The organism is Cellulomonas sp. B6 (assembly GCF_001462455.1).
In the GTDB taxonomy this organism is placed as follows: domain Bacteria; phylum Actinomycetota; class Actinomycetes; order Actinomycetales; family Cellulomonadaceae; genus Cellulomonas.
In genome coordinates this window covers 1-22,625 of record NZ_LNTD01000023.1, presented here as the reverse complement: position 1 = coordinate 22,625, position 22,625 = coordinate 1, and the positions used below count along the sequence as shown (strand labels likewise).

Annotated in this window: 18 protein-coding genes; 9 read left to right on the top strand and 9 right to left on the bottom strand. The window is 77.2% G+C overall.

Annotated features, from left to right (window positions below):
• On the top strand, positions 1 to 914 hold a 914-nt coding region (locus ATM99_RS01595; protein WP_150118059.1), incomplete at its 5' end, for a zinc-dependent metalloprotease.
• Between the two features lie 33 nt (positions 915 to 947).
• On the opposite strand, the gene ATM99_RS01590 is transcribed toward ATM99_RS01595, so the two are convergent.
• Positions 948 to 1,556, bottom strand: coding sequence for a M48 family metallopeptidase (locus ATM99_RS01590; protein ID WP_062101207.1), 609 nt, complete (start codon positions 1,554 to 1,556; stop codon positions 948 to 950).
• A 246-nt stretch (positions 1,557 to 1,802) separates the two neighbouring features.
• Between ATM99_RS01590 and ATM99_RS19140 the strand changes: the two genes are divergently transcribed.
• Together ATM99_RS19140 and ATM99_RS01585 are read left to right on the top strand one after the other, a co-directional pair.
• Positions 1,803 to 1,961 carry a DUF5679 domain-containing protein gene (locus tag ATM99_RS19140; protein ID WP_087509199.1) on the top strand — a complete coding sequence of 53 codons (159 nt, stop codon included), beginning with the start codon at positions 1,803 to 1,805 and terminating at the stop codon, positions 1,959 to 1,961.
• 162 nt (positions 1,962 to 2,123) lie between these two features.
• Positions 2,124 to 3,170: a ThiF family adenylyltransferase gene (locus ATM99_RS01585; RefSeq protein ID WP_150118058.1), complete on the top strand. Its 1,047-nt coding sequence runs from the start codon at positions 2,124 to 2,126 to the stop codon at positions 3,168 to 3,170.
• A 72-nt stretch (positions 3,171 to 3,242) separates the two neighbouring features.
• On the opposite strand, the gene ATM99_RS01580 is transcribed toward ATM99_RS01585, so the two are convergent.
• Positions 3,243 to 3,584 (bottom strand): WhiB family transcriptional regulator, encoded by a 342-nt coding sequence (locus ATM99_RS01580; protein ID WP_062101202.1) that lies wholly within the window; start codon positions 3,582 to 3,584, stop codon positions 3,243 to 3,245.
• A gap of 413 nt (positions 3,585 to 3,997) precedes the next feature.
• Positions 3,998 to 6,007 (bottom strand): ATP-dependent helicase, encoded by a 2,010-nt coding sequence (locus ATM99_RS01575; RefSeq protein ID WP_062101201.1) that lies wholly within the window; start codon positions 6,005 to 6,007, stop codon positions 3,998 to 4,000.
• A gap of 109 nt (positions 6,008 to 6,116) precedes the next feature.
• Between ATM99_RS01575 and ATM99_RS01570 the strand changes: the two genes are divergently transcribed.
• On the top strand, positions 6,117 to 6,377 hold the full coding sequence (locus ATM99_RS01570; RefSeq protein ID WP_062101200.1) for a mycoredoxin: 261 nt from the start codon (positions 6,117 to 6,119) through the stop codon (positions 6,375 to 6,377).
• Positions 6,378 to 6,409: 32 nt separating this feature from the next.
• Here ATM99_RS01570 and nudC read toward each other — a convergent pair whose 3' ends face one another.
• Positions 6,410 to 7,444, bottom strand: a complete 1,035-nt coding sequence (gene nudC, locus ATM99_RS01565; protein WP_190278742.1) for an NAD(+) diphosphatase — start codon at positions 7,442 to 7,444, stop codon at positions 6,410 to 6,412.
• 156 nt (positions 7,445 to 7,600) lie between these two features.
• Between nudC and ATM99_RS01560 the strand changes: the two genes are divergently transcribed.
• Positions 7,601 to 8,536 (top strand): phosphotransferase, encoded by a 936-nt coding sequence (locus ATM99_RS01560; protein WP_062101199.1) that lies wholly within the window; start codon positions 7,601 to 7,603, stop codon positions 8,534 to 8,536.
• Between the two features lie 50 nt (positions 8,537 to 8,586).
• Here ATM99_RS01560 and ATM99_RS01555 read toward each other — a convergent pair whose 3' ends face one another.
• A complete protein-coding gene (locus tag ATM99_RS01555; RefSeq protein ID WP_082659122.1) occupies positions 8,587 to 12,030 on the bottom strand; it encodes an ATP-dependent helicase in 3,444 nt (1,147 codons plus the stop codon).
• Entirely contained in the window at positions 12,027 to 15,251 is a 3,225-nt protein-coding gene (locus ATM99_RS01550) for a UrvD/REP family ATP-dependent DNA helicase (RefSeq protein WP_062101198.1), read from the bottom strand. The genes ATM99_RS01555 and ATM99_RS01550 overlap by 4 nt, the downstream gene beginning before the upstream one ends.
• Before the next feature lie 160 nt (positions 15,252 to 15,411).
• On the opposite strand from ATM99_RS01550, the gene ATM99_RS01545 reads away from it, so the two are divergent.
• Positions 15,412 to 16,080 carry a TetR/AcrR family transcriptional regulator gene (locus tag ATM99_RS01545; protein WP_062101197.1) on the top strand — a complete coding sequence of 223 codons (669 nt, stop codon included), beginning with the start codon at positions 15,412 to 15,414 and terminating at the stop codon, positions 16,078 to 16,080.
• A 62-nt stretch (positions 16,081 to 16,142) separates the two neighbouring features.
• Positions 16,143 to 16,370: a DUF3107 domain-containing protein gene (locus ATM99_RS01540; protein WP_062101205.1), complete on the top strand. Its 228-nt coding sequence runs from the start codon at positions 16,143 to 16,145 to the stop codon at positions 16,368 to 16,370.
• 69 nt (positions 16,371 to 16,439) lie between these two features.
• Here the strand turns inward: ATM99_RS01540 and ATM99_RS01535 are convergent, their stop codons facing one another.
• Positions 16,440 to 17,198, bottom strand: coding sequence for a ferritin-like fold-containing protein (locus ATM99_RS01535; protein ID WP_062101196.1), 759 nt, complete (start codon positions 17,196 to 17,198; stop codon positions 16,440 to 16,442).
• A 339-nt stretch (positions 17,199 to 17,537) separates the two neighbouring features.
• Between ATM99_RS01535 and ATM99_RS01530 the strand changes: the two genes are divergently transcribed.
• Positions 17,538 to 19,340, top strand: coding sequence for a DEAD/DEAH box helicase (locus tag ATM99_RS01530; protein ID WP_062101195.1), 1,803 nt, complete (start codon positions 17,538 to 17,540; stop codon positions 19,338 to 19,340).
• 79 nt (positions 19,341 to 19,419) lie between these two features.
• Here ATM99_RS01530 and ATM99_RS01525 read toward each other — a convergent pair whose 3' ends face one another.
• On the bottom strand, positions 19,420 to 20,040 hold the full coding sequence (locus ATM99_RS01525; protein WP_062101194.1) for a MarC family protein: 621 nt from the start codon (positions 20,038 to 20,040) through the stop codon (positions 19,420 to 19,422).
• Positions 20,037 to 20,879: a PHP domain-containing protein gene (locus ATM99_RS01520; protein ID WP_062101204.1), complete on the bottom strand. Its 843-nt coding sequence runs from the start codon at positions 20,877 to 20,879 to the stop codon at positions 20,037 to 20,039. The genes ATM99_RS01525 and ATM99_RS01520 overlap by 4 nt, the downstream gene beginning before the upstream one ends.
• 72 nt (positions 20,880 to 20,951) lie before the next feature.
• On the opposite strand from ATM99_RS01520, the gene ATM99_RS01515 reads away from it, so the two are divergent.
• Positions 20,952 to 22,502 (top strand): aminopeptidase P N-terminal domain-containing protein, encoded by a 1,551-nt coding sequence (locus ATM99_RS01515; protein WP_062101193.1) that lies wholly within the window; start codon positions 20,952 to 20,954, stop codon positions 22,500 to 22,502.
• Positions 22,503 to 22,625 lie beyond the last annotated feature (123 nt).

Below are 22,625 nucleotides of genomic sequence, written 5' to 3'. Positions count from 1 at the left end.
GGGGGCTGCCGGGCGGCGGGACCGACCCGTCGCAGCTGCTGCGCGGCATCGGCTCGGCGGTCTTCGGCCTGCAGGTCGGCCAGGCGGCGGGGACGCTGGCCCGCGAGGCGTTCGGCACGACCGACATCGGTCTGCCGCTGCTCGAGAGCCCGGCGCCCGCGCTGGTCGCGGCCAACGTCGACGCGTTCGCCGACGGGCTCGACGCACCGGTCGAGGAGGTCCGCCTGTACCTCGCGCTGCGCGAGGCCGCGGCGAGCCGCCTCTTCGCGCACGTGCCGTGGCTGCGCGCACACCTGCTGGACGCTGTGGCGGAGTACGCGCGCGGCATCACGATCGACGTCGAGCAGCTCGAGGACGCCGTGCGGTCGATCGACCCGACCGACCCCAGCGCGCTGCAGGCCGCGCTGTCCGGAGGCGTGTTCGCCCCGCAGACCACGCCCGCCCAGCAGGCGGCGCTGGCGCGCCTGGAGCACGCGCTCGCACTGGTCGAGGGCTGGGTCGACGAGGTCGCGACGGCGGCCGCGACGCCCCACCTCCCGCACACCGTTCCGCTGCGCGAGATGGTCCGCCGTCGCCGCGCCGCAGGCGGACCGGCCGAGCAGGCGTTCGCGAGCCTCGTCGGGCTCGAGCTGCGGCCGCGCCGGCTGCGCGACGCCGCGACGGTCTGGGCGCACCTCACCGCGACGCGCGGCGTCGAGGGCCGGGATGCCGCCTGGGAGCACCCCGACCTCGTCCCCTCGCCCGAGGACCTCGACGACCCCGCCGGCTACGACACGCGCCGGCAGGCAGCGGTCGACGAGTCGGCGGACCTCGACCGGGCGCTCGCGCAGATCCTCGGTGACGCCGAGGGCACGTCCGACGGCACGTCCGACGACTCGTCCGGAGGCAGCACGCCGGAGCGTCCTGCCGACTGACCCCGCACGTCCGACACCTGCCGACGCCGGTCGTCAGGCGTCGGACGCGTCGTCCGCGCGCTCGCCGAGCGGCCCGTCGTCGGGCGGCGGCTCCTCGTCCTCCTCGCGTGCGGCGTCGTCGCCGTCGCGCGCGAACGCGCAGCCCTCGAGGAACCCGCGCGCCCGCTGCGTGTGCGGGTACGCCTCGAGCTCGGCCCAGAACGCCTCGCCGTGCCCCGGCTGCAGCAGGTGGGTCAGCTCGTGCAGCAGCACGTAGTCCAGGACCCAGCGCGGCATGCCGCGGACCCGGTCCGAGATGCGGATCGTGCCCTCGGACGGGGTGCAGGAGCCCCAGCGCCGACCCTGGTTGGTGGACCACCGCACGCTCGTCGGCACGGCGCGGCCGCCCAGGTAGCGGCGGGAGAGCTCGGTGGCGCGGGCCGCGAGCTGCGCGTCGGACGGGCGCCGACGACGCTCCTGCGCCGCGAGCCGCTCGACCATGCGCGTGACCCACTCGCGCTCCTGCGCGCGCGTGAACCGGGCCGGGATCGCGACGATCGTGCGGCCGTCCTCGCGCCACGCGCTCACCGTCCGCGCGCGCCGTCGTGACCGCCGCACCTCGACCACGGGCGCGGGGACGTCCGCGGGACCGGCCGGGGGCAGGCCGTCGCGGCGCGCCCGTGCGCGCGGCGTCGCCTCGCGCGATGTCGGCACCCTCGCACGCTAGCGTGCCGGACCCCGCGCGCGGGGCAGACTCCCCGCTTCACCCGCGGGTCGGTGCGCGCCGCACCCCGCGGCGGGCCCTGCGACGGCGGGTCGCGCACTACTGTGTGACCGCACGGCGGCCGATCACGGTCCCTGCCCCGGGCGCGATGCCACCGCCCGGTGACGAGCACGAGGAGGGACCACATGGCCGACACCTGGGCGGGCGAGTTCTACTGCGTCAAGTGCAAGGAGAAGCGCGAGACCGAGGGCGAGGTCGTCGTCTCCGAGTCGGGGCGTCGCATGGCCAAGGCCACGTGCCCCGTCTGCGGCACCAAGCTGAACCGGATCCTCGGCAAGGCCTGACGCCCCGCGCACCGGCCGCGACGACCGCGGCACGAGGGCACCGTCGCCACGGCGACGGTGCCCTCGTCGCGTCCCGGCCCGGCCACCCGGGACTCGGTGCCGGTCACGGTCCCTGTGGACGACGCCCGACGCGTCCGGCGTCCCGGTGCCAGGGTGTCGCGCATGAGCCGACCGCCGCTGCAGCTGCGCCCGGGCCTGCGCGTGCTGCCCCGCGCCGACGACGAGGTCCAGATCGGCACCGACCCCCGCTGGGCCGTGCGGCTCGTCGACCTGCCGCCGGCCGAGGTGGCGCTGTGGTCGGCGGTGGACGGCACCACCGACCTGGTCGGCCTGGCCGACCGGGCCGCGTCGCAGGGCGCGGACGCCGCGTCGGTCGCCACGACCGTCGACGCGCTGCGTGACGCCGGCCTCACCCGGCCCGCCCCCGCACCGGGCGTCCGCACGGGTGGGCCCGCGGAGGCCGAGACGGTCGCCTGGTCGCTGCTGTCCGCGGACGGCGCGGGCGACGCCGTCGTCGCGGGGCGCGCCGGTGCCGCCGTCGGGGTCGTCGGTCTGGGACCGACCGGCCTGGCGGTCGCGCGTCACCTCGCGGTCGCCGGCGTCGGGACGCTCCTGCTCGACGACGACCGGGCGGTCCGGTCCGCCGACGTCGCCGGGGCCCACCGGTGGTCCGACGTGGGCGCGCCGCGCGCCGTCGCGGCGGCGCGCGTGCTGCGCGACGCGGCCCCGGGGGCGCGCATCGACGGCGACGTCGAGCCGGACGTCGTCGTGGTCGTCGAGCACGAGGCGGCGGACCCGGCGCGCTCGATGCTGCTCATGACGCGGGACGTCGCGCACGTCTGGGTCGTGCTGCGCGCCGCGGACGCCGTGGTCGGCCCGGTGGTCCGCCCCGGCGTCGACCCCTGCCTGCGGTGCCTCGACCTGCACCGCACCGACCTCGATCCCGCGTGGCCGACCGTCCTGCGGTCGCTGACCGCCGCCCGTCCCGGCGTCGACGGCGAGGTCGGTGTGCTCGCCGGGGCGGCCGCCGCGCTCGCCGCGGCGCAGGTCCTCATGCTGCTCGCGGGGCAGGTCCCCACGCTGTGCGGGGCGACCGTCGAGCTCACGCTGCCGGACCTGGTCGCGCGGGAGCGCCGGTGGTCGACGCACGCCGCGTGCGGCTGCACGTCACCCCCGGGGACGACGGACGCCGGGCCGCGCGAGGCGTGACCTCGCGCGACCCGGCGTCATGGGCGGGTGGTGGTGGGTGCCGTGGGCGGGCACGTCGGTGACCGGTCGGCCTCAGGCGGCGGTGGCGTCCTTGCGGGGCCGGCCGCGGCCACGCTTGGTCGGGACGACCACACCACCGACGAAGACCTGACCGCCCCAGACGCCCCACGGCTCGGCCCGCTCGACGGCGCCGGCCAGGCAGCCCTCGATGAGCGGGCACTCGCGGCACAGCGCCTTGGCACGCTCCACGTCGGTCTGACGCTCGGCGAACCAGAGCTCGGGGTCGCCCGAGCGGCACGGGATGAGCTCGGCGACCATCTGGTCGAACTGCGCATCGGTCGTCGCGGTGCTGCCGGTGGGCCAGGGGCCGGATCCGCCCTGGTTCACGGTGTCGAGCAGCGTCGTGAGCCGCACGATGTCCTCCTGGTGTCCTTGCGGGGGTGAGCTGGGGAACCGGATACGGGGCCGCTCACCCCCGGCGACTGCCGGAGGACAAGAGAAAGGCCGCGGATCCGAAGGGGTTCGGACTCCGCGGCCTGCATGCCGTGCGTGGCTGCTGCTACGGGGTCCTGTGTCGAAGATCGGTGCGGGGCGTCGCGGAACGCGGACGGAAGCCCTGCCCGACGATGGGCAGAGCGGTCCCCTGGTAGCCGAAAGTGGGCGCAAGGGTCCGTGCGAACGCGTGCTGCGTCGCCGACATCACGATCGTCGTGGTCTCCATCAGTGCACCCACCTCCTCTCTGGGGAGGGGTCCCGCTTCTTCAGCAGCACCCCGCGAACAAGGACGTGACCACACTAGGGCGGCCCGTCGAGACGTCACAAGCGAATTACCGCAACTTCGTCCGAGCAGTTTTCGCGGCGTCCGGATCGTCCTCGTCCGCCACGACGCGCAGCAGCTCCTCGCCGTACTCGCGCAGCCGCGTGGCGCCCAGGCCCTGCACGTGCCTCAGGTCCGCCGGGGTTGCCGGCATCGCCGCCGCGACGGCCTCGAGCGCGACGTCCGGCAGCACGCGGAACGCCGCGACGCCGCGCTCGTCCGCGACGCGTGCACGCCAGCCGCGCAGCCGCTCGAGCACCTCCGGGTCGGCGACCGCGGTCGTGCGCCGCGCGCCGAGACGCACGCGGTCACCGGGCCACAGCCCGGCGAGGAACCGCGACCGGCTGCGCGTCGCTCGCGAGCCCGGCGTGCGCGACGCCGCGTACGACACCTCGAGGTGCGTGCGCGCGCGTGTCACGCCGACGTACAGCAGCCGACGTTCCTCCGAGACGGCGGCTTCGGTCTGCGCGAGCGAGATCGGCAGCAGCCCGTCCGACAGCCCCACGAGGAAGACCGCGTCCCACTCCAGGCCCTTGGCGGCGTGCAGCGACGCGAGCGTCACGCCGTCGACCGTCGGCGCGAGCTGGGAGGCGGCGCGGTCGTCGAGCTCGGCGACCAGGTCGGTGAGCCGGACGTCGCCGCGCGCCGCGACGAGGTCGTCCGCGAGCCCCACGAGCGCCTGCATCGCGTCCCACCGCTCCCGCGCGGCGCCGCGCGCCGCGGGCGCCTGCGCGGCCCAGCCGACCGACGTGAGGATGTCGCGCACGGTCTGGCCGAGCGGCACCTCCGGGTCCGCCGAGCGGGCGCCGCCGCGCAGCAGCACGAGAGCGTCGCGCACGTCGCGGCGAGAGAAGAACCGCTCGCCGCCGCGCACCTGGTACCCGACGCCCGCCGCCGCGAGCGCCTGCTCGACCACCTCGGACTGCACGTTGGTGCGGTAGAGCACCGCGATCTCGCTGGCCTGCACGCCCGACGCGATCAGGCGGGCGGCACGCGCCGCGACGCCAGCGGCCTCCGCCTCGTCGTCGTCGTACGCCGTGAAGCGCACGGGCGGGCCGTCGGGCTGCTGCGCGACGAGGTGCAGCGGCACGGGGTCCGACGGGCGGCGCGTCGCGGTGAGGACGCGGTTGGCGAGGTCCACGACCTGCGGCGTCGAGCGGTAGTCCCGGACCAGGCGCACGACCTGCGCGCCGGGGTGGTGCCGACCGAACGTCAGCAGGTGGTGCGGCGTCGCACCCGCGAACGAGTAGATGGTCTGGCTGGGGTCGCCGACCACGCAGAGGTCGTGCCGGCCGCCGAGCCACTGGTCGAGCAGGTACTGCTGCAGCGGGCTGACGTCCTGGTACTCGTCGACCACGAAGTGCCGGTACTGCGCGCGCACCTCCTCGGCGACCTCGCCGCGCTGCGCGAGCATGGCCGCGAGCAGCAGCAGCACGTCCTCGAAGTCGATGACGCCGCGCTCGGTCTTCACGTCCTCGTACGCCGTCATCAGCCGTGCGATCACCTGCGCGTCGTGGCCCGCGGGCGTGGGACGCCGGGCGGCCGCGGCGGCCCGCTCGTAGTCCTCGGCCGTGACGAGCGAGACCTTGGCCCACTCGATCTCGGACGACAGGTCGCGCACCGCGACACGGTCGACGCCGACCCCCACCCGGCGCCCCGCCTCGGCGATCAGCGTGGCCTTCTGCTCGACGAGGCGCGGCGGTGCACCGCCCACGACCTTGGGCCAGAAGTGCCCGAGCTGACGCAGCGCCGCGGCGTGGAACGTGCGCGCCTGCACGCCGCTCGCCCCCAGGTCGCGCAGGCGCACGCGCATCTCCCCCGCCGCGCGCGCCGTGAACGTCACGGCCAGCACCGACGCCGGACGGTAGACCCCCGTGCGCACGCCGTAGGCGATGCGGTGCGTGATCGCACGGGTCTTACCGGTGCCCGCGCCCGCGAGCACGCAGACGGGCCCCGTCAGGGCGGTGGCGACGGCACGCTGCTCGGGGTCGAGCGCGTCGAGGAGGGAATCGGCGGACATCGTGGACCAGTCTCCCAGCCACCACCGACACCTCCGTCACCGCGCGTGCGAGGATCGGAGGACGACGGCGCAGCACCGCCGTCGGCACCGTAGGCACCTGCGAGGAACCATGACGACCAGCACCCCGGCACCCGGCACCGTGACGATGTACTCCACCACCTGGTGCGGGTACTGCCACCGCCTGCGCACGCAGCTCGACTCCGCGGGCATCGCCTACGACGTCGTCGACATCGAGCAGACGCCCGACGCCGCGCAGTTCGTCGAGTCCGTCAACGGCGGCAACCAGACCGTCCCGACGATCGTGTTCCCCGACGGGTCGGCCGCGACCAACCCGTCGTTGGCGCAGGTCCGCGAGCGCCTGGGCCTCTGAGGAGCCCTCCACCGGTCCCGAGGGACGCGCCGTCACCCGGGCAGCGGCTCCCCGAACCACTGCTCGATCAGCGCGCGCGCGATCGAGGTGTCCCCCGGCAGCACGACCTCGCCGACCGCCACGGCGGCGGCGAGGTCGGCGCGGGAGAACCACCGCGCGTCCGCCATCTCCACGCCGTCGGGCCGGACGTCGGTCGTCGTCGCACGCCCGCGGAAGCCGAGCATCAGCGAGGCCGGGAACGGCCACGGCTGGCTGCCCGCGTACTCGACGTCGCCGACGACCACGCCCGTCTCCTCGCGGGTCTCGCGCCGCACGGCCTGCTCGGCGGACTCGCCCGCCTCGACGAACCCCGCGAGCGTCGACCAGCGACCCTGCGGCCACGCGGCAGCGTGGCCGAGCAGCAGACGGTCGGCGTCGTCGACGACCGCCATGATCACCGCGGGGTCGGTGCGCGGGTAGTGCTCCGAGCCGTCGACGTCGCAGACGCGCGACCACCCGGCCTGCGCCGTGCGCGTCCGTGCGCCGCACCGCGGGCAGCGCGGGTGGCGGTCGTGCCAGGCGTCGAGCGCGACCGCGGTCGTCGCCAGCCCCGCGTCGTGCGCGTCGAGCGACGCGCCGACCGCCCGCAGCGGACGCCAGCCCGAGCGCGCGACCGGGCCGTCGGGCAGGTGGACGAGCACGTCCGCCGGCTCGCCGCCCGAGGGCAGGGGGTGCGCGTCCGGCAGCCGCACGGCGAGGACGCGCGCGCCGTCGTCCTCGGCGCCGAGCAGCAGCCACGCGTCGTCGGGGTCCGGGTCGGCGACGCCCGGCTCGCCGCCGGTCCGGTCGTCGTCGGTCCGGTCGTCGTCGACCGTGCGCGCCGCGAGCAGGGCCCGCGCGCCGGCGGGGTCGAGCCAGCGCACGCGCGCGTCGTCCACCGTCAGCAGCCCGCCGTCACGCACGGCCAGCACGCGCGTGCACGGGTCCGCCAGAGCGTCGTCCAGCACGCCCGGACGGCCGCGCAGCTCCGCCGCGCGGTCCACGGACGATCGGGAGAGCGGCAGGTCGACGAAGGCGCGCAGGGTCACGACCGCCACGCTACGCCGCCTGCGGCGACGCCCCCGCCACGGGTCCGGCGAGCACCACGCGGGGTGCTGCGGGCCGGACGTCCCGGACGAACCGGGCGCCGACACGCGGGGACGCGCCGCACGGGACACGCCGCGCGGCGTCCTACCCTGACGGACGTGACACGCTCGCCCCTCGCACTCGCCGCCCTCGCGACCGTCGCCCTGCCCGGCCTCGACGCGTACGACGTGCACCGCCCCCCGCGGTCGGGTGAGGACTTCGACGTGGCCGTCGTGATCGACGCGCAGCGCCAGCGCTGGGTCGTGCGGGCCCCGCAGCACGCCGTCGCCGGCGCGGCCCTCGAGGCGGAGGTCGCGCTGCTCGACGCGCTCGGGCCGTTCGCGGACGACGGCCGGCTGCCGTTCGCCGTGCCCCGCCCGGCCGGGTTCGCGCACCTGCCCGAGGGCGGCCGCGCGTGCGTGCACCGCGAGGTGCCCGGGCGTCCGCTGCAGCTCGAGGCGCTGCGACCCGGCCCCGGCCTCGCGGCCGAGGTGGGGCGCGCGCTCGCGGCCGTGCACGAGCTGCCGACCGCCGTCGTCGAGAACGCGGGGCTGCCCGTCTACGACGCGGCCGGGTACCGCGAGCGCCGCCAGGCGGAGGTCGACGAGGCGGCGCGCACCGGCCTGGTCCCGGCGTCGCTGCTGCGACGCTGGGAGGAGATGCTCGAGGACGTCGCGATGTGGCGGTTCCGGCCGACGGTCGTGCACGGCGACCTGTCCGCCGACCACGTCCTGGTCGCCGACGGCACGGTCGCCGGTGTGCTCGACTGGGGCTCGGCCATGGTCGCCGACCCGGCCGACGACCTGTCGTGGCTGCTGGTCGCGGCCCCGCAGGACGCGGTCGACGCGATCCTCGAGGCCTACCTGCTGCGACGCACCGAGCTCACGGACCCGCACCTGTCCGACCGCGCGCTGCTCGCCGGCGAGCTGGCGCTCGCGCGGTGGCTGCTGCACGGCGTGCGCACGCACCAGCAGGACGTCGTCGACGACGCCGTGCTGATGCTGCAGGACCTCGACGAGCACACGCGCGCCGACGAGGCCACGGCCGCGCACTGAGCACCGAACGCTGAGCACCGAACGCTGAGCACTGCGCACTGAGTGCCGCCCTAGCGGCCGGCGGCCGAGCGTGACCCCGTCCCGCCCGGTCGCCGGCGACCGCCGTGTCGTCGGGTCGGCGCCTCGTGCTGTGCCGGCACCTCGTCCCCGGACGGCGCCGCGGCGGCGAGCAGCCGCGCGACGTCGTCGGGCCCCGGCAGGTCGTCGGGCACGACGGTGACGCCCGCGCCGACGTAGCAGAACGCGGCACGGACAAGCGCGGGGTCGACACCGGTCCAGCGCGCCCACGCGATCCGGTACACCGCGAGCTGCAGCGCACGCGACGCGCGCTGCGCCGGGTCCGACGGCGGCGACCCCGTCTTCCAGTCGACGACCATCACCGCGCCGGGCACGTCGGCCCGGTCCGGGTCGGCGAAGACCGCGTCGATGCGCGAGCGCAGCACGTACCCGCCGATCGTCGTCTCGACGTCGACCTCGACAGCGAGGGGTGCACGGTGCGCCCACGGGGTGCGCAGGAACGCGGCCCGCAGCTCCGCCTGGTCGGGGTCGCCGGGCAGCACGTCGTCGTCGGCTCCCGGCAGGTCGTCGACGTCGACCAGCGTCGCCTGGCCGAACCAGGCCTCGACCCACGCGTGGAACGCGGTGCCGCGGCGCGCCTGCGGCGAGGGCTCGCGGGGGACGGGACGCCGCAGCCCGAGGGCGAACTGCTCGGGCTGGGCGTCCAGCCGCACCAGCGAGGACGCCGACAGGTGCGCGGGCAGCGCGACCCGCGCGTCACCGCGCCGGCGTGCGGCCTGCTCGGCGAGCAACCGGTCGGCCAGGGCGTCCCAGTCCTCCGTGCCGCGCGCCGCAGCGGGTCCGGCGTCGCGCGGTGCGCCGTCCGTCCCCGGGTCCTCGACCCCCGGGTCCTCGGCCCGCAGACGCGCGGCGGCCGCGCGCACGGCGGCCGCCGCGGCGGCGACCGCGTCCCGGCGGGGAGCGGCGCCGTCGACGGCGAACGGGTCGGCGGGCCAGGTCGCGACGGCGACGCGTGCGGCACGCGGGTTCTCCGCGCCGGCCTCGGGCTCGTCCGCCCACGCCACGACCTCGACGAGCCCGGCCTCGACGAGCTCGGTGAGGAACGGCGAGACGCGACGCGGCGCCTTCGGCTCCCCCCAGCGGGCGGCCGACAGCAGCAGGTCCTGGCGCGCCCGCGTCACGGCGACGTACGCCAGCCGACGCTCCTCGGCGACCTCGTGGTCGCCGGCGTCGAGCCGGAACCGCTCCAGCCGGTCGGCGAGCTCCTTGGGCGACCCGGCGCCGCCGCACTCCAGTCGCGGCAGGTCGTCGGCGTCACCGCGCAGCGGGTACGGCAGCACGCCCAGCCCGGTGAGCCAGGCGGAGTCCTTGGGGCCGTCCTTGCCGAGCACCGGGGTCGCGGGGAGCCCGCCGTCGACCAGCCCCGCGACGGCGACCGCGTCCCACTCCAGGCCCTTCGACGCGTGCACGGTCATGACCTGCACGGCGTCCGGGTCGGGCTCGGTCACGGGGAGCTCGAGGCCGTCCTCGCGCGCGTCGGCCGCCTCGAGCCACGCGAGGAACGCCCCGAGGGTGGGCCGGTCGGCGCCGCGCGCGAACTCGGCCGCGACGTCGGCGAACGCGTCAAGGTGCGCGCGGGCACGGGCCGGCGTCGTGTCGGCGCGGGCCTGCACCTCGATGTCGAGGCCGAACAACCGCTCGGCCTCGTTGACGAGCTCGGGCAGCGAGAGCCCCTGCTGCGCGCGCACGGCCCGCAGCACCCCGGCCAGGTCCGTGAGCCGGCGGCGCCCCTCGGGCGTCAGCGACCGGCCCGCCGGGCTGCGCCAGCCCGCGGGCGGCGGGTCGTCGAGCGCGTCGACCAGGCTCCGCTCGTCGACCACGTCGGCCTCGACGCCGTCGACCTGCGCCACGCGGGCGCCCGTGCGCGCGCCCTGCCGCGCCCAGTCGCCGAGCGCGTGCAGGTCGGACGCGCCGAGGCGCGTCCGCGCGCCGGTCAGCAGCCGGACCACCGCGTCGCCGCGGGTCGGGTCGTGCGCGGCCTGCAGCACGGCGACGAGGTCGACGACCTCGGGCGTCGCGAGCAGACCGCCCAGCCCCACGACCTCGACCGGCAGACCGGCCGCCCGCAGGGCGCGTCGCAGCGGCTCGAACTGCGAGCGCTTGCGGCACAGCACGGCCGCCGTGCGGCGCCCCGCCGGGTGGTCGCCGGGCCGCCAGCGCGTCGCCAGCCACCCCGCGACGGCCTCGGCCTCCTCTTCGACGGTCGCGGCGACCACGCCCTGCACCGCGCCGGTCCCGGCGCCGGGACGCGCGGCGAGCCGCGGCACGTCCACGCGCGCGCCCGCCGCCCGCAGCGGCGCCGCGACGTGGTTCGCCGCGTCGAGCACCGCCGTGTCGTTGCGCCACGACGTCGACAGCTGCGCGACGTCTGCGGGGCGACGCCGGGTGCGGCCCGACCCGTCGTCCTCGACCACCGGGAACGCCGCGGGGAACCGTGCGAGACCACCCGGGCTGGCGCCGCGCCAGCCGTAGATCGACTGGTGGGGGTCGCCGACCGCGGTGACCGGGTGCCCGCCCGAGAACAGCGCCTGCAGCAGCACGAGCTGCGCGAACGAGGTGTCCTGGTACTCGTCGAGCAGCACGACGCGGTACCGCTCGCGCTCCCCCGCACCGACCTCGGGCACGTCACGCGCGATGCGGGCCGCGAGCGCCACCTGGTCGCCGAAGTCCAGCGTGTCGGCCGCACGCTTGCGCGCCCGGTAGTCGGCGACGAGGTCGAGCACGCGGGACCGCTCGCCCAGCCTCGCGACGAGGTCCCGCACGCTCGCGTAGGGCGCGCGGGGCGGCTCCCCCGCCGGTGTGCCCTCGAGGTCGGCGACGATGGCCTCGATCCCCGCGCGGGCCTGCGCCGGGTCGATCAGGTGCTCGTCGAGCGCGCCCGACAGCGCGAGCACGGCGTCGACGACCGTGGACGTCGCGGCGGACGTCTCGAGGTCGCCCGCCCACGACTCGACGACCTGCGACGCCAGCTGCCACTGCGCGGCCTCCCCGAGCAGCCGCGCACCCGGCTCGACGCCCAGGCGCAGCGCGTGGTCCGACACGAGCGACGCCGCGTACGCGTGGTAGGTCGACACGTGCGGCCTCGCGAGCTCGTCGAGCACCGCGGCGCCGGCCGGCAGCGCGACGCCCTCGGCGGCCGCGCCGCGCACGAGCGCGCGCAGGCGCCGGCGCACGCGCTCGGACAGCTCGCCGGCCGCCTTGCGCGTGAACGTCAGGCCGAGCACCTGCTCGGGCGCGACGAGCCCGTTGCCGACGAGCCACACGACGCGCGCCGCCATGGTCTCGGTCTTGCCGGACCCGGCCCCCGCGACGACGAGCGAGGGACGCAGCGGCGCCTCGATGACCGCACGCTGCTCGTCGGTCGGCGGGTGCTGCCCGACGAGCTGCGCGACGCGCAGCGCCGACAACGTGCTCACGCGACCACCTGCCCGCCCTCGCCGCGCAGCGGGCACGAGCGCCGCACGGGGCAGCGGTCGCACAGCTCGTTGCCGCGCGCCTCGAAGCTCGCGGCGGCCATGCGCCCGGCGACGTCGTCGACGAGCGTGCGCGCCCAGCTCGGGCCGTCGTCCTCGGGTCCCAGACCGTCCTGCCGCCGCTGCGTCGGACCGCCCGACCCCTGCGCGAGGTGCACGAGCCGCGCGGCGACGCTGCGGGTGCCCGGCTCGAGCCCGGGCACCGCACCGGAGTCGACCGCGAGCTGGTACGCGCCGAGCTGCGCGTGCTCCTGCGCCTGCGCGACGCTCGGCACGCGCGACCCGGTCTTGAGGTCGACGACCTCGACGGCGCCCGGCGCCCCGTCCCCCTCGGCGACCGCGCGCTCGACGCGGTCGATCGACCCCCGGACCACGGCACGCTCGGTCTCGAGGGAGAACCCCCCCTCGACCAGCACCGGCTCGCCCGACACGCGCAGGTACGCGGCCAGGCGGACGAGCATCGCGTCCGCCTTGCGCCGCGCGGCGACCGACGGCCAGCCCTCGCCGAGCCCGAGCTCGTGCCAGCGTCGGTCGAGCTCGTCGCGCAGCGTGGGCAGGTCGGCCGTGGGGTGCTCCTGGGCGATCGCGTGCACGAGTGTGCCGAGCGACTGCTGCGCCGAGGACGCGGGCGTGCCCCCCGCGGCCTCGAGCGCCCAGCGCAGCGCGCACCGCTCGGCCGTCTCGAGGCGCGACGGCGACACGGGCACCTTGACGCCCTCGGGCCACAGCGGCGCGTCGCTCGACGGGTCCGCGAGCCCGAACCACTGCGCCGGGTCCGCGCCGGGCACGCCGTGGGCCGCGAGCCGGGCGAGCGTACGGGCCGCGGCCTCGTCGTCGCGTCCGTCGGCGGCCGCACGCTCGAGGGTCGCGCGCAGCCGGGCGACGAGCCCGCGCAGGTCGAGCGGCGCGGGCGCGCTCGTGCGCCGCGGGTCGGGGGCGCCGTCGTCACCGCCGGGTTCCACGAGGTCGACGAACGGCGACGGCGTCGCGTCCTGGTCGTCGACGGCCGTGACCAGCAGGTGCGTGCGCGCACGCGAGCAGGCGAGCGCGAAGGCGCGCAGCTCGTCGGCCAGCACGGCCGCCCGGGCCGCGCGGGCGCGCTCGTCGTCCGGGCCGTCGCTCGCGCGCCCGTCGAGCGCGTCGGCGAGCGCCTGCGCGCCGAGCATCGAGTCACGCAGGCGCAGGTCGGGCCACGCGCCGTCCTGCACGCCCACCACGGCCACGACCTGCCAGGACGCGCCCGCCGCCCCGGCGGGCGTCAGCACGCTCACACCGGCGGCCCGCGACGCCGGCGCGAGCGAGTCGGCCGGAAGGTCCTGCGCGAGCACCCAGTCGACGAACGCGCCGGGCGTGGCCTGCGGCATCCGCTCGACGAACGTCTCCGCGGCACGGAACAGCGCGAGCACGGCGTCGAGGTCACGGTCGGCTCGCTCCCCCGCGGCACCGCCCGCGAGCGCCGTGCGTCGCCACGGCTCGGCGAGGGCGGCCCGGTCCCACACCGCCCACAGCACGGCCTGCACGTCCGCGCCGGGTGCCGCGGCGGCGTCGCGCCCGGCCTGCAGCAGCCCCGCGAGCCGCTCGACGGGCCGCGCGACGTGCGGCTCGAGCGTCGCCGCGCGGCCGGGGGCGGCCAGCACCTCGACGAGCAGCGCGTCGCTGGAGCGCCCACCGCCGCCCGCGAGCTCCTCGGCCCGCAGCGCGCGTCGCACACGCCGCAGGCCGACCGCGTCGAGGCCGCCCAGGGGCGAGCACGCCAGGCGCGCCGCGACGTCCGGGTCGAGCGTGGCCGGGTCGAGCACGACCCGCACCGCGTCGAGCAGCGGCCGCACCGCGGGCTCGTCGCGCAGCGGCACGTCGCTGCCGACGACGCGCACCGGCACACCGGCCTGCGCGAGCGCGCGCCGCACCGCGGTCGCGCGCGCACCCGAGCGGGCGACGACCGCCATCTCGTCCCACGGCACGTCGTCCCGCAGGTGCGCCCGGCGCAGCCGGTGCGCGACCCACGCCGCCTCCTGCGCCGCGCTCGGCAGGATCGCCACGCGCGGCTCCGGACCCGCGGCCCGCTCGTCGGGGACGACGGCGCGGCGGTGCGCGACGGTCCCGGCGGCCGGCACGCGCTCGGTGACGCGCGCGGTCACGGCACGCAGCGCCGCGCTCTGCCGCCACACCGTGCCGAGGACGACGTGCTCGGCCGCGAACCCGTCCGGCGCGGGTGCGGCGGCGCGCGCGACCAGACCGGGCTGCGCGCCGCGGAACGTCTGCACCGCGACGTCGGGGTCGCCCAGCAGCAGCAGGCGCGCACCGCGCTCGGCGAACGCGCGCAGCAGGCGTGCGGTCGCCACCGTGCTCTCGTGGTGGTCGTCGACGACGACCAGTCGGCGGCTCGGGCACGGCACGCCCGGCACGTCGTCGTCCCAGTGGCGCAGCGCGGCGACGGCCGCGTCGACGACGACCGCGGGGTCGAGCCGCTCGCCCGCGTCGGGGGTCGAGGCCGCGAGCGCCATGACGTCGAGGTACTCCTCGTAGACACGGGCCGCCGCGACCCACGCCGGGCGGCCCTCGCGCCGCCCGAGCGCCGCGAGCGCGGCCGGGGGCAGGCCGCGCTCGGCGGCGCGCATGAGCACGTCGCGCAGCTCGTCGCGGAACGCCCGGGTGCCGAGCGCGGCCTCGGGGACCCCGGGGGGCCACGCGGGCCCGGCGGCGTCGCCCGCCGCGTGCCCCGCGAGCAGCTCGGCCAGCGCGAGGTCCTGCTCGGGCCCCGACACCAGCACGGGCGGCGGCTCGCCCAGCGCACCGGCGCGCGCCCGCAGCACCGCGAACGCGACGGCCGCGGCGGTCTGCACGAGCGGCCGGCCGGCGGTGCGGCCCAGGCGCACCGCGAGCCGGTCGCGCAGGTCGGCGGCCGCGCGCCGGCTCGCCGCGAGCACGAGCACGTCGTCGGGCGCGAGGCCGGCCTCGACCGCCGCGGCGGCGGCCTCGAGCGCGACCGTCGTGCGTCCGGTCCCGGGCGCCCCGGTCACGAGCAGCGCACGGGTCCCGCCCGCCGCCACCCGCTCGACGACCTCCTGCTGCGCCGCGTCCAGCGCCGGCCGCGCGCGCTCGCCGAGCGCCTCGCGGGCGACCAGGGGCGCGGCCACCAGCCGGGTCGTCGGGGCCGTCGTCACGCGCCGATCCCATCACGGGCCACCGACACTCCCCGCACGCGGCCCGCCGGGGCGTGCCGCGCCGGCACCCGGCCCCGTGCCCGTCCCCGGCCGGGCCGGCGCCCGTCCACGGCACGTCCGCCGACATCCCGCCGACACCTGCCGTCGCTACCCTGTGCGGATGGCCGACGCCCCCGACGCAGCCGCGGACCGCCCCCGCGGGCAGCGCATGGCGCGCGCCGAGCGCCGGTCACAGCTGCTCGCGACCGCGCTCGACCTGTTCGCGACCGAGGGCTTCCACCACGTGTCGATGGACGACATCGCGGAGCGTGCCGAGGTCAGCAAGCCCGTCCTGTACCGGCACTTCCCGTCCAAGCTCGACCTGTACCTCGCGGTGGTCGACCAGCAGGGCGCGGGCCTGCTCGCCGCGCTCGAGCACGCGGTCGCACCCCTCGCGGCCGGGCCGCTCGGACGCGGTGAGGGTCGCGCGGTCGTCGCGGCGGTCGTCGCGGCGTACGTGACGTTCGTGCAGGTCGCGGGCCAGGCCTCGACCCTGCTGTTCGAGTCCGACGTGACGCACGACGCGCAGGTGCGCGGCCGCGTCGAGCACGCGTCGGCCGTCGTCACGCGCCGGATCGCCGACGTCCTGGTGGGCGTCACGGGCCACGACCGGGCCGACGCCGACGTGCTGGCCGCGGCCCTCGTCGCGAGCGCGCAGGGCGCCGCCACGTACTGGCAGCGCCACGGCGCGGGCCAGGACGCGCACCGCGTCGCGGAGCTCGTCACCGACCTGCAGTGGCGCGGGGTCGCCGGGCTCGTCCGCCCCGACTACCCGTACGAGGACGCCTAGGATCGACGACGAACCCGCCCGGCGCCGCAGTGCCGGGCGAACGTGTCGACGAGGGAGTGCCCGTGGAGATCACGATCGGCGTGCAGCACCTGGCGCGCGAGCTGACGCTCGAGTCCGACCTGACGGCGGACGAGGTCGCCGCGACCGTGCAGGCCGCGCTGACCGACAAGACCCCGACGATCGAGCTGACGGACACGCGAGGACGGCGGCTCATCGTCCCGACCGCCGCGCTCGGGTTCGTCGAGATCGGCGCCGAGACCAAGGGGCGCGTGGGCTTCGGCTCGATCTGACGCACCGCCGGCGTCCGGGGTCACCCGGGCGCCGGCACCTCGCGCCGGGTCACGGGCGGGCCCGGCGCCTCAGGCCGTCAGGTGCAGGCGCGCCATGCGCCGCGTGTGCTCGGCGGTGAGCTCGTTGAACACCGTCGCGGGCACCTGCTCGGGCGTCCCCGCGGCCGCGGCGTCGCCACCCGCCCGGCTCAGCACGCGCGCCACCTCGGGGCGCTGGGCGGCCCGCTGCACCACGCCGAGCGCCTCGCCGACGAGACGCCGGCCCCACAGCGCGAGCCGCGACGACAGCACGTCGTCACCCGCGCAGGCCTCGTCCAGCTCGCGCACCGCGAGCTCCCCGTGCGCGGCGTCGTCCAGCACCTGCGCGACGAGCTGCGCGGACTCGTCGTCCAGGCCGCGCGCGACGACGCGGCAGAAGTCGTCCGCGACCCCGTAGCCCACGTACGCCTTGAGGAGCCGCTCGGCCCACGACGTGGGGGGCGTGCGGGCGTCGAAGTCGTCCAGCAGCCCCGCGAAGCGGCCCAGCGCGGCCGCACCGTCGCCGCCGAGGTCGTCGATGCGGGCCAGCACGCGGTCCCGCCGCTCGGTGCACCGCGCGGCCAGCCTGCTGAGCACGAGCGACTGCGCCAGGCCCGGCGCCTCCTGGCTGTCGGCCGCGAGCCGCGCGAACGCGCGGTGCTCCAGGCTCGCGACCAGGCCGAGCACCTCGATCGCGTCGGCGACGTCGGCGGCGCGCGCCGTCGCGACGTCCTTGCCGCGGTTGGCGGAGCGCTCGTCCGCGGGGCCCTCGGGCCGCAGGACGCTGTCGTTGCCGGCGCTGGAGGTCATCCGGCGATGGTAGCGCCGCGCCACGGCGCGCTCCGCCCGTCCGCCCCCGCCCCGGGACCCAGGTCCGGTACGCTGGGCGTGTACAACCCGTACATCGGTTGCCCGGTCGTCTCGGTTCCCGGTCCGGCACACGCCCGGCCACACCTCGCACGACGCGCACCGCCGCCGCCCGCCGGTCACCGGCCGGGCGTGCCGGCCGGGTGCGCCGCGCGGGGCGACTTCTACGATCGGCTGCCGGCCGACCCGCGTGGCGCCCGTCGCCGCCCGGTCCGGACGCGCACCTCGCGCCGTCCGCCGGGCCCGCACGTGAGCCGCCACCCTGGCAGTGAAGAGCCACACGTGAGCACCGACCAGACCCTCGCGCAGGCGCCGCTCGACGACGCCTCCGCCGTCACCCCCGCCGCCGACGCCACCACCGACCAGCACCGCACGGCCGCCGACGCGGTCCCCACGCAGGTGACCGGCACGCGCCGCGCCGCCTCGGTGCAGGCCGTCGACGCGACCTTCGCGGACTTCGACGTCCGGCCCGAGATCGTCGCGGCCCTCGCCGCGGCCGGCATCGAGCGGCCGTTCCCGATCCAGGCCATGACGCTGCCCGTCGCGCTGTCGGGCCACGACATCATCGGCCAGGCCAAGACCGGCACCGGCAAGACCCTCGGCTTCGGCGTGCCGCTGCTGCACCGCGTGATCGCCCCCGGCGAGGAGGGCTACGAGCAGCTCGCCGCACCGGGCGAGCCGCAGGCCCTCGTCGTCGTGCCGACGCGCGAGCTGGCCGTGCAGGTCGCGGGCGACCTCGCGATGGCCTCGACGGGCCGCAAGGTCCGCATCGTGCAGGTGTACGGCGGGCGGGCCTACGAGCCGCAGGTCGAGGCGCTGCAGCGCGGCGCCGACGTGGTCGTCGGCACGCCGGGCCGCATGATCGACCTGCTGAACCAGCGCCACCTGCGACTCAAGCACGCGACCGAGGTCGTGCTCGACGAGGCCGACGAGATGCTCGACCTGGGCTTCCTGCCCGACGTCGAGAAGCTGCTCGCCGCCACGCCGCCGAACCGCCACACGATGCTGTTCTCGGCCACCATGCCGGGCGCGGTCGTCGCGATGGCACGCCGCTACATGTCGCAGCCGACGCACATCCGCGCCTCGGCGCCGGACGACGACGGCGCGACGGTCAAGAACATCAAGCAGGTCGCGTACCGCGCGCACGCGCTCGACAAGGTCGAGCTGCTCGCCCGCATCCTGCAGGCCAACGGCCGCGGCCTGACCATCGTGTTCGCGCGCACCAAGCGCACGGCCGCCAAGGTCGCCGACGAGCTCGTGGACCGCGGGTTCGCCGCGGGCGCGCTGCACGGCGACCTCGGGCAGGGCGCCCGCGAGCAGGCGCTGCGCGCGTTCCGCCACGGCAAGGTCGACGTGCTGGTCGCGACCGACGTCGCGGCGCGCGGCATCGACGTCGAGGACGTCACGCACGTCGTCAACTACCAGTGCCCCGAGGACGAGAAGACGTACCTGCACCGCACCGGCCGGACGGGCCGCGCGGGCAACAAGGGCACGGCCGTGACGTTCGTCGACTGGGACGACCTGCCGCGCTGGGGCCTCATCGACAAGGCGCTGGGCCTGGGCATCCCCGACCCGGTCGAGACGTACTCGTCGTCCGACCACATCCACACCGACCTCGACATCCCGCAGGGCGTCACGGGCCGGCTGCCGAAGGCGCAGCAGACCCGCGCGGGCCTGGGCGCCGAGGTGCTCGAGGACCTCGGCGAGACCGGCAAGCGCGGCGGCGGCGCCCGCCCCGCGCGTGAGGAGCGGTCCGGCGGCCGCCGCGAGGGCGGCCGGGACGGTGCGCCCGCGCGCGACCGTGACCGCGCCCCGCGCCAGGACGGCGACGGCGAGCGCGCCGAGGGCGCGGGCCGTCGCCGCAGCCGGGGCGGCCGTGGCCGCTCGGGCGGCGAGGGTGCGCCGCGCACCGAGCAGCCCGTCGGTTCGCCGGCCGCCGTGAGCGCCCCCGCGACGGACGGTGCCGCGTCGACCGGGGCGACCTCGACCGGCGAGGCCGGTGACGCACCGCGTCGTCGCCGCCGTCGTCGCTCGCGCGGCGGCGCGTCGGGTGCCGGTGCGCCCGCGGCTCCTGCGGAGTCCTGACCGGCGCCCCCGCGACGTGACGGAGGCCCTCCCACCGCCCGGTGGGAGGGCCTCCGTCGTCCCGGGCGGGTCGCCCGCGTCAGACCTGGCGTGCGAACGTCAGCACGGCGTCGGCGAGCAGCTGCACCGCGATCGCGGCGAGCAGCAGACCCGCGATGCGGCTGACGAGCATCGTCCCGGAGTCCTTGAGCACCCGGTGGATCGCGTTCGCGAACCGCATCGACAGCCACAGGCACAGGTGCACGAGGACCACGCCGATCGAGATGGCGACCCAGTCGGTCGCCTCGCTGGCCTGCTGGACGAACACCATGGTCGCGACGATCGCGCCGGGCCCCGCGAGCAGCGGCGTGCCGAGCGGCACGAGGGCGACGTTGCCCTGCGTGGCCTCCAGCCCCTCGTTGGAGTCCATCTTGCCGGTGAGCAGCTCCATCGCGACGAGCAGAAGCAGCAGACCGCCCGCACCCTGCAGCGCCTCGACCGAGACGTGCAGGTAGTTGAGCAGCGACTGGCCGAACAGCGCGAAGCCGACGATGACCCCGAACGCGACGAGGATCGCCTGGCGCGCGGCACGTGCCCTCTGCTGGCGCGTCATCGAGCCGGTGAGCGCGAGGAAGATCGGCACGGTCCCCGGGGGGTCCATGATGACGAACAGGGTGACGAACACCGAGATGAACAGCTGCACGTCGAGCACGGCGCTCACGCCGCCACCACCTCCGTCGTTCCCTGCCGGACGATCTCGTCCAGCACCTCGGGCCGGGTCAGATTCTCCCCCAGCCGGTTGACCTTGCCGTCACCGTGGTAGTCGCTCGACCCCGTGACGAGCAGCCCGAGCCGGTCGGCGAGGCGCAGCAGCCGCTCGCGCTGCTCGGCCGAGTGGTCGCGGTGGAAGACCTCGAGCCCCGCGAGCCCGGCCTCGGCGAGCTCGTCGAACACGCGGTCGGGCACGATGCGCCCGCGCGCGTCGGCCGCGGGGTGCGCGAACACGGGGACGCCGCCGGACGCGCGGATCGCGGCGACGGCCGCGGGCGCGTCGGGCGCGTAGTGGTCGACGTGGTACGGCCCGGACGACGCGAGCAGGTGCGCGAACGCGGCGTCGCGGTCGGGGACGACGCCGAGCGCGACGAGCGCGTCGGCGATGTGCGGGCGGCCGACGACGACCGCGTCGCGGGCCTGCTCCTGCACGTCCTGCCACGTGATCGGCACGTCGCGCGCCATCCGCTCGACGATGCTGCGGGCGCGGTGCACGCGCGAGTCGCGGGCGCGCGCGAGCTCGTCCGCGAGCGCCGGGTGCACGGGGTCCTGCAGGTAGGACAGCAGGTGCACGCTGACGCCGTGCGAGCGTGCGGACACCTCGGTGCCGCGCACGAGGGCGACGCCCGCGACGGGAGCGGCGGCGGCCGCCTCGTCCCAGCCGGCCGTGGTGTCGTGGTCGGTGAGGGCGACGACGTCGAGGCCCGCGTCGCGGGCGGCGGTCACGAGCTCGGTGGGGGTCTGCGTGCCGTCCGACGCCCGCGAGTGCGTGTGGAGGTCGATGCGCACCGGCACACGCTAGCCGGTCGCGACCGGGACCCCGGACGGCCGTCGTGCGGCCCGCGGTGCCAGACTGGGGGCGTGAGCACCGAGAGTGCGGACGACCTCACGTCCGAGACCCCGACCCCCGCCCAGGACGAGCAGCCGCTGGAGTCGCGCGGCTCCAACCGCTCCCACCGCCCGCAGTCGCGGCGGTTCGTCGAGTTCGTGACGTCGGGGTGGGGCGAGCGCCCGGCCTCGACGGCTGCGCGCGCCGAGGTCGCGGACTTCACGGCGGCGCGCCGCAGCGCGCTGTCGGCCCGGTTCCCCGGCCGACGCCTGGTGGTCCCCGCGGGCCGGTTCAAGGTGCGGTCCAACGACACCGACTTCCGCTTCCGCCCGCACGCCGCGTTCGCGCACCTCACGGGCCTGGGCACCGAGCAGGAGCCCGACGCCGTGCTGGTGCTGCACCCGGTGGCCGACGGCACGGGCGACGACGGCAGCGCGCACCACGCGGTGCTGTACATGAACCCGCTCGCGGGGCGCGACACCCCGGAGTTCTTCTCCGACGCGCGGTACGGCGAGTTCTGGGTGGGCGCCCGCCCGACGCTCGACGAGATCGCGACCGTGACGGGCGTCGCGACCGCGCACCTCGACGACCTGCGCGACGCGCTCGCCAAGGACGTCGGCGCCGGCGGCGTGCAGCTGCTCGTGGTCCCGGAGGCCGACGAGGTCGTCGACGAGATCGTCGCGCAGATCCGCGGCGAGGAGACGACCGGCGAGGCCGACGCGCTGCTCACCGAGGCGGTGTCCGAGCTGCGCCTGCTCAAGGACGCGTACGAGGTCGCGCAGCTGCAGCTCGCGGTCGACGCGACGGTCGCGGGCTTCGAGAAGGTCGTGCGGTCGCTGCCGCGCGCGGTCGCGCACCGGCGCGGCGAGCGCGTCATCGAGGGCACGTTCCTGGGGCACGCGCGCGAGGAGGGCAACGACGTCGGCTACACGACGATCGCGGCCGCGGGCGAGCACGCCACGACGCTGCACTGGACGGACAACGACGGCCGGGTGCGCGCGGGCGAGCTCGTGCTGGTCGACGCGGGCGTCGAGGTCGACTCGCTGTACACGGCGGACGTGACGCGCACGCTGCCCGTCGACGGCACGTTCACGGACGTGCAGCGCCGCGTCTACCAGGCCGTGCTCGACGCGGCCGACGCCGGGTTCGCGGCCGCCGTGCCCGGGGCGCGGTTCCGCGACGTGCACGACGCCGCGATGCGCGTGCTCGCGGCGCGCCTCGAGGAGTGGGGCCTGCTGCCGGTGAGCGCCGAGGAGTCGCTCGACCCCGACAACCAGCACCACCGCCGGTGGATGGTGCACGGCACGAGCCACCACCTGGGCCTCGACGTGCACGACTGCGCGCAGGCGCGCGCCGAGCTGTACCTCGACGGCGTGCTGGAGCCCGGCATGGTGTTCACGATCGAGCCGGGCCTGTACTTCAAGTCCGACGACCTGCTGGTGCCCGCGGAGTACCGCGGGATCGGCGTGCGCATCGAGGACGACGTGCTGCTGACGGCCGACGGCAACGTCAACCTGTCGGCCGCGCTGCCGCGCGACCCCGACGCGGTCGAGGCGTGGATGGCGGCGCTGCGCGAGGGCTGACCGCCCGCACGGGCCGTGACGCGGACGCACGAGGGCCGCACCACCCGCGGGTGGTGCGGCCCTCGTCGTGCGTCGTGGTGCGCGCGGGGTCAGACGCTCCCCGGGCCCGGGCCCGGGGGCGGC